The 4,672-nt window shown below is 73.0% G+C and carries 1 protein-coding gene; it reads right to left on the bottom strand.

The genetic code is table 11. The features are described 5' to 3' along the window. On the bottom strand, positions 1-4,672 hold a 4,672-nt coding region (locus tag ACZ4NB_RS38640), incomplete at both ends, for a toxin glutamine deamidase domain-containing protein (protein WP_467667739.1).

The raw sequence follows: 4,672 nt of genomic DNA, 5'->3' as shown, positions 1-4,672 counted from the left end.
TCTTGGGGATGGAGTTCTCGACGTGCTGCTGGTGCTCGTCGGTGGGGCCTTCGAGGCCGCCGGGGCGTTCGCGGTTGCGGGTCTCGGAAGCGGGCGGGTGGTCGCCTGGGGGGTTGTGACCGTCGGCGTCGTCCCTGCGCTCCGAGGAGGACTCGTTGCCGCTGTCGTCCGTGTTCTCCTCCGGACGGGAGGAGTGGTCGGAGTCGGTGTCCGCGGGGCGCTGGGTGGTGTTGTTCGCGTCCGGCTCGGTGCGGTCGTTCGAGTGCTCGGCGTCCGGGGCCGGTGAGCTGTCGGCGGCGGTGTCGGGGACTGCTGCCGGGTATTGCGGGTGCTGTGGGTTCTGCGGGTTCTGCGGGTTCTGTGGGTAGTGCGGGGCCTGCTGCTGGTACGGGTTGTTGTTCGGCGGCTGCTGATGCGGCTGCTGGGTGTAGGGGCCTGGCTGCTGCTGGTGGGGCTGTTGGGCGTACGGGCCTGGCTGCTGCTGGTGCGGCTGTTGGGTGTACGGACCGGGCTGCTGCGGCTGCTGGGCGTACGGGCCTGGCTGCTGCTGGTACGGGCCAGGTTGCTGTTGCTGCGGCTGTTGGGCGTGCGGTTGCTGCTGGTACGGGTTCTGCTGGTGCTGCTGCGGGGCCGGTTGCTGGGTGTACGGGCCGGGCTGGTGCGGCTGCTGGGCGTACGGGTTCTGCTGCTGTTGGTACGGCGCAGGTTGCTGTTGCTGCGGCTGCTGGGTGTACGGAGACTGCTGTTGCTGGGGCTGCTGCTGGTACGGGTTCTGCTGCTGATTCTGCGCGTATGGGTTGGGCTGCTGGTGCTGCGGCGCGGGCTGCTGGTGGGGCTGCTGGTACGGGCCCGGCTGCTGTTGTGGCTGCTGGTAGGGGTTTGGCTGCTGCTGGGCCTGCTGGGCCTGAGCGTGTTGCTGGGCCTGGGCCTGGGCCTGGGCCTGGGCCTGGGCTTGCGCCTGCGCCTGGGCCTGCGCCTGTGCCTGCTGCTGGGCTTGTGCCTGTGCCTGTGCCTGCGCCTGCGCTTGAGCCTGGGCCTGCTGCTGGGCCTGGGCCTGCGCCTGCTGCTGGGCCTGGGCCTGTGCTTGAGCTTGTGCCTGCGCCTGCGCTTGGGCTTGTGCCTGCTGTTGAGCCTGCGCCTGTGCCTGCGCCTGTGCCTGTGCCTGCGCCTGTGCCTGGGCCTGCTGCTGTGCCTGCGCCTGCTGCTGGGCTTGCTGCTGGGCCTGTGCTTGGGCGTGCTGCTGGGCCTGCTGCTGGTTCTGGGGTTGCTGCTGGTTTTGGGCCTGGGCCTGCTGCTGGTTCTGGGGTTGCTGCTGGTTTTGGGCCTGGGCCTGCTGCTGGTTCTGGGGTTGGGGCTGGTTTTGGGTCTGGGGCTGCTGCTGTTGGTTTTGGGGGGCGGTGGGGTCGAAGGGCTGGCGGTTGGCGTCGGTGACGAGGTGCCAGACGTTCTTGGCCTGGGTGTTGATGGGCTGGTCGCTGATCGTGCCGGTCTGGCTGTCGACCCAGACGACCTTGCCGTCGTGGTTGACCGCGTTGAAGACGTGGGCGCCGCCGTTGGGCCAGGTGACCAGTACCGCGGCTGCGGCGCCGGGGCCGGCCTTGCGGAGGTCGTCGGCGATCTGGGCGTAGCCGTCCTTGGCGTTTTGGCCGGAGTTGCGGAACTTGGCGCCGGTGTACTGCTCGATGTTGGCGGTGCCGTTGTTCTCGCCGGACGCGCGGTCGATGCCGCCCTTGCCATCCGGGTCGAAGGTGCGTGGAGCGGACACCTGCGGGTTGCCGTACCAGGACTCCATGAAGGAGCGGGTGCAGTCGGCGCAGTTGTTGGAGCGGCCGTAGACGGTGGGGCCGCCGTCGTTCTGGAGCTGGGCCCACGGCTGGAACGGGTCGTTGAACGCCCGCGGGGTGCCGTCCGGGTTCCGCGGGAAGTTGTTCAGCAGTGCCTGCTGGTCGTGCGGGAACGGCGAGTACAGGCCACCCGGCTGGACGTTGAGGCCGAGCCGTACGTCGTTGTGGCTGCGGAGGTTCTGGGGCTGTGCGACCGGTGGCTGGTGCTGCGCTTCCTGCTGTTGGTGCGGGGTGGGCTGGGTCTGCTGGGGGTTCTGGTTTTGCTGGTGCGGCGCGGGCTGCTGCTGGGGGACCGGCTGCTGGACGTACGGGCCCGGCTGCTGCTGTTGGGGCTGTTGCTGCGGGGTCTGCTGCTGGGGCGTCTGCTGCGGCTGCTGCTGTTGCGGCGTGGGCTGCTGGTGCTGCGGCTGCTGTTGCGGCTGCTGGTTCTGGTGCGGGACGTTCGGGTTCGGCGTGTTGGGGGTCGGGGCACCAGGGCGCGTGGGGGCCTGGGCGCCGGGCTGCGACGGCACCTGGGCAGGGGCGTCGGTCTGCGGCCGGTCCGTACGGGTGGGGGCGGCGGACTGCGGCGTCCCGTCGGGACGCGTCGAGTCCGGCCGTGTGGTGTCGGGGCGTGATGCGTCCGGGCGGGCGCTGTCGGGACGTGTCGTGTCGGGGCGTGACGCGTCCGGGCGGGACGCGTCCGGGCGGGACGCGCTGGGCTGGGCACCGTCGGGGCGAGTCGCATCCGGGCGGGTGCCGTCGGGACGAGCGCCGTCCGGGTGGGTGCCGTCGGGGCGAGCCCCATCCGGGCGGGTGCCGTCGGGACGAGTGCTGTCCGGGCGAGCGCCGTCGGGACGAGCGCCGTCCGGGCGGGTGCCGTCGGAACGGTTCCCGTCGGGGCGCCCGGACTCGTCGTTGCGGGCGGGGCCGTCGAGACGAGGGTTGTGCGGGGGACGCTCGGGGGTGGGCTGTTGGGTGTGGTCCTGGACGATTTGGGAGCCGTCGGGGCGGCGGTTGTTACCGGGAGGCGTGGCGGGTGCGTCGCGGCGGGGGCCGTCCAGGCGGGGGTTGTAGGCGGGGCGCTCGGGCTGACGCTGCTGGGTGACGTCGCGAATGGCCTGGGAGCCATCGGGGCGGCGGTTGTTGCCGGCGGAGGGGCTGGTGTTGCCGGGTGTGCCGCTGCGGGGTGGGGCGCCGTTCGGGGGTGTGGAGGGGCTGCCCTGGGGCGGGATGCCGCCCATCATCGGGCCGGGGTTCTGCGGAGTGTTGGGCTGCTGGCCCTGTTGGGGGGTGGCGGGGGTGTTGGGGGTGTTCGCTGTGGGGTCGGTGGTGTGTTGGGTGGGTGGGGGGAGGGTGGCGGTGTCGGCGGACTGGGTGGAGACGGTGGTGTCGTCCGGGTCGTCCATGGTGGGCATGGGGTCGCCGGGGGCCGGGTCGCGTTGCTGGATGGGCTGGCCGGAGGAGGGGGTGTGCTGGACCGGGGCGCCCTGGGGCGGTGTGCCGACGTGCGGCATGGAGGGGCGGCCGCCGCTGCCGCTGTTGTTGGTGTTGTCCCCGTTGCCGTTGTTGTTGCCGCTGGTGTCGGCGGAGTTGTCGCCGTAGGAGGGCGGGTTGCCGGCTACCGGGTCCGGGATCGGTGAGGGCGCGGGCTGCGGCGCGTCAGGGCGCGAGGGCCCGCCCTCGTGGGGGGTGGAGTCCGGTGCGGGCTGAGTGCTGACGGGGTCCGGGGTGGGGGTGGGGCGGGCGCCGTCCGGGGTGGTGTCCGGTGCGGGCTGGGTGCTGACGGGGTCCGCATCCGGGCGGTCCGGGCGTGCGAAGTCCGGGGTGTTGTCCCGGGTGGGCTGGGTGCTGACCGGGTCGGAGTCGGGGCGCGCCGAGTCCGGGGTGTGGTCCGGTGTCGGCTGGGTGCTGATCGGGTCGTGGTCCGGGCGTGCCGCGTCCGGGGTGTGGTCGGGCGTCGGCTGGGTGCTGATGCCGTCCGTGTCCGGGCGCGAGGAGTCCGGGCGTGAGCTGTCCGGAGTGGGGCCCGAGTCGTGGGTGTTGCCCGAGTCCGGGGTGGGACCGGCGTCCGGAGCGTGGCCGGAACCGGCGTCGGGGGTGGGGGAGTTCGAGTAGGGACTGTCGTTGCCGCCTCGGTAGCCCTCGTCGAACGGGGAGCGCTGGTCCGGGGGCGGCAGGGGCTGCGCGTCCGGGACGTTGCGGGCAGGGTCGGAGCCCGCACCGTTGGAGGGGCTGTGGGAGGTGGACGGGTTGGTGCCCGTGCCACCGGAGTCGGCGCCGTCGCGGCCGCTGGAACTGGGGCCGTCGGTGGCGCCCGCGTTGTCCGAGGCGCGGGGGGTGTGGCTGGTGGAGCCCCCACCGTTGGAGCCGCCGTGGTTGCCGCCGTCCGTACCACTTCCGCTGCCGCTGCCGCTGCCACCGGAGCCGTTGGAGGAGCTGCCGGAACCGGAGCCGGAGCCCGATCCGGAGCCCGATCCGGAACCGCTGTCGGAGCTGGAACCCGAGCCCGAGCCCGAACCACTGCCGGACCCACCGCCGTCGGATCCGGACCCCGAACCCGAACCCGATCCGCTGCCCGACCCCGACCCCGACCCCGAATCGGACCCGGACCCGGACCCGCTGTTCGACCCGGACCCGCTCCCCGACCCGCTGGAGCCCCCGTCGCCGGAGCCCCCACCATCGCCGCCGTCGCCGCCGTCACCATCGCTGCCGTGCCCGGCGGCGGAGTCCAGACCCTGACGAGCCCGCCGGCCCGCACGGCCGCCCGCGCCGTCACGCAGACCCTCGCCCAGGGACTCGCCCATGTTCTCCACGGCGTCCGTAGCGGCCTTCTTGCCCGCCTTGCC

This window comes from Streptomyces sp. NPDC026575 (assembly GCF_055567415.1).
This window is presented reverse-complemented; position numbering and strand designations above follow the sequence as displayed.